This window comes from Kitasatospora sp. NPDC058048 (genome assembly GCF_042885555.1).
GTDB classification, from domain to species: domain Bacteria; phylum Actinomycetota; class Actinomycetes; order Streptomycetales; family Streptomycetaceae; genus Kitasatospora; species Kitasatospora lactacystinica.
In genome coordinates this window covers 1-2,283 of the sequence record NZ_JBHVRT010000097.1, presented here as the reverse complement: position 1 = coordinate 2,283, position 2,283 = coordinate 1, and the positions used below count along the sequence as shown (strand labels likewise).

General features: G+C 72.6%; 2 protein-coding genes. One reads left to right on the top strand and one right to left on the bottom strand.

Translation table 11 applies throughout. The features are described 5' to 3' along the window. The first annotated feature begins 369 nt into the window (after positions 1-369). The gene (locus ACFVVA_RS42070) at positions 370-1,455 is read left to right on the top strand and encodes a hypothetical protein (RefSeq protein WP_387696008.1); all 1,086 of its coding nucleotides are present in this window, start codon (positions 370-372) and stop codon (positions 1,453-1,455) included. Between the two features lie 371 nt (positions 1,456-1,826). On the opposite strand, the gene ACFVVA_RS42065 is transcribed toward ACFVVA_RS42070, so the two are convergent. Beyond that, a partial coding sequence (locus ACFVVA_RS42065) for a DUF3995 domain-containing protein (RefSeq protein ID WP_387696007.1) occupies positions 1,827-2,283 on the bottom strand: 457 nt, incomplete at its 5' end.

The window sequence follows — 2,283 nt, the reverse complement described above, 5'->3', positions numbered from 1 at the left end:
TCGGCACGCCAGGCTCAACGACCGGCACCCCATCGGGATACCGGTCGCATCACCACATCATCCGAACTCGTTATGTGCGAAGGACGGGTCTAGAGGATCACTGAGAGCCCTTCGGGTTCCGGCCTCACCCGGTCCGGGATGAGGCCGGACTGCCGTGTGTGCAGGGGGGCCGGGCTGGTGGGGTAGCCAGGCCTCGGTCCGGACAGCTCGTCCGCGAGCAGAAGGGCCCGCGGCCCGCCGAGCCCTTCCCCCTCGACCGTCCCTGGGCCGGCCTGTCGACCCGGATCACCGACTGGGAGGAAACGAAGGAGAGGATGATGCTCCTTTCCGGCCGACCGCGCCGGTGACGGGATGCCACGTGGGGTTGGAATGGACACAGAGGCAGAAGATCGCGAGCGCTGGGTGCTGGACCCGCTGGTGAGCGTGGGCCCTCTGCAGTTCGGCATGTCCCCGGAGCAGGTCCAGGAGACGCTGGGCGAGGACACTACGGGAGGCGTCCGCAGTGGTGGCCTGCTGGTGTGGCGCCGGTACTCCCGGCTCGGGGTGAGCACGATCCACGGGCCGAAGGAGGAACTGGTGGCCGTGGGGGTCGACGCGAACCGGGGGCCGCTGGTGGTGCTGGAGGACGTGGTGCTGGTTGCCCGGGCACCCTCCCAGGCCCGTGCGGACATCAGCCGCCTCGCGCTCCGGCACGGGGCGAAGGTGCTGCTGAACGCGGAAGGGGAGCCGGATGTACCGGCCTGGGGCGTCTCGATCGGCGTGACCCAGCAGTGGGTGCCGGACGCCGAAGGGTTCCCACAGCGCGGGAACGCCATGCTCACCGACCTCCTGGTCGCCGGGCCCCAGTTGGCCGACGACCCGCACAGCAAGCGGAACCTCGCCGGCTGGCGCAGCACCTCCCGCCGCCCCGCCCCGGCCCCAGGGCCGTGGACGCTGGTGGCCGAGCGGGACCGGCCGCGCTGGGAGTGCCTGCCACTGGAGGGGGTCGGCCCGCTGCGGTTCGGGATGACGCCGGAGCAGGTGTCGGCCTCCCTGAGCGGGGAGGTTCCGGCCGAGCACCGCACCTACCACCCCTTCCCCGCCGGCACCCCGTGGGAGACCCAGGGCGACCCCATGGAGGAGCGCCTGACTGAAGAGCGCTTCGAGGGCGCCGGAGTGCGCGCGCACTACCGGGGCTGGGAAGAGGGCAACGGCCCGCTCCTCGCCGCTGTCACCGTCCTCGGACGGACTGGGCCTCAGGTCCTCTTCGGCGGCATCCCGCTGATCGGCCGACAGGTCACGGCCGTCGAAGCGGACATCACCCGCTACATCACGGACAACGACCTTGGCCTGCGTTTCGCCTGTCGCGGGGACCTGGAGGTCGACGGGCTCGGCGTGTGGGTCCGTTCTGCGCGCGTCGGAGACACCACCGTCAGCGAAGCCCGGATCGGTGCCGAGCAGTGGGAGGAGGAGTGAGCCCCGGCAGAACTCACACCCGAAACCGGCCCACGCTCAGCCGACCACGGGAGAGGCGACCCCGAGCTTCGGAGAGATCCGGGACAGGGTGGTGCCGATCGCTACGGCGCCAGACGGGCTCGACGGTGCCGGGCGACGTGCTGGCCACCGACAACCGGGTCCCACTGGCCGGAGCCGTCTGAGAGGGATCCGACGACGCCGAACCGGTCACGAAGGGCCGCCTACCAGGGAACGGTCCGTCAGGACCGGCCGTCCCGGCGGCGTCGCCGAAGTGCTCACCGACACGGCGAACGGTGGCTCGGCATACGGTGCGGGCGGAGGGATGCGTGGGTGGGGCCTGGGAGATGTTCGCTCAACGCGCAGCGGACTCCTCAGCGTTGTGCGGCGGACGAACCCCGCCACGCCACCGCGGCCGCCCCGGCGCCCAGGGCCGTGCACAGCGGCGAGTAGTACCGCAGGTTCAGCCGCCGGAACCGCTCCGTACGCTCGCTGACCCGCCCGAACACCACCGGCCCGGCCGCACCGCGTGCCAACAGCACTCCGGCGACCGCCAGGACCCCGGCCCGCCGCACCGCCGGCGGCCCGACCCGCGGCAGCACCCGCGCCTCCGCTCCCACCACGTACGACGCCACCCCCAGCAGCCCCGCCACCGCCAGGCACGCCCCGGCCGGCGGCCGCCGAGCTGCGACGTCGACCTGGCACGCCGTGCGAAGGGCAGGCGTCCGCGCTCGGTCCTGAGCACCGACGTGGGCGTCGACGCCGAGTCGGGAATCCGCGGCTCCGTGGTGTTCCAGATCCTCGCGGACGGCGTCAAGGTCGCCGACAGCG

Bases quoted from the DNA above. Each gene is read 5' to 3' on its own strand.
- ACFVVA_RS42070 (WP_387696008.1), top strand. From the start codon at position 370: ATGGACACAGAGGCAGAAGATCGCGAGCGCTGGGTGCTGGACCCGCTG.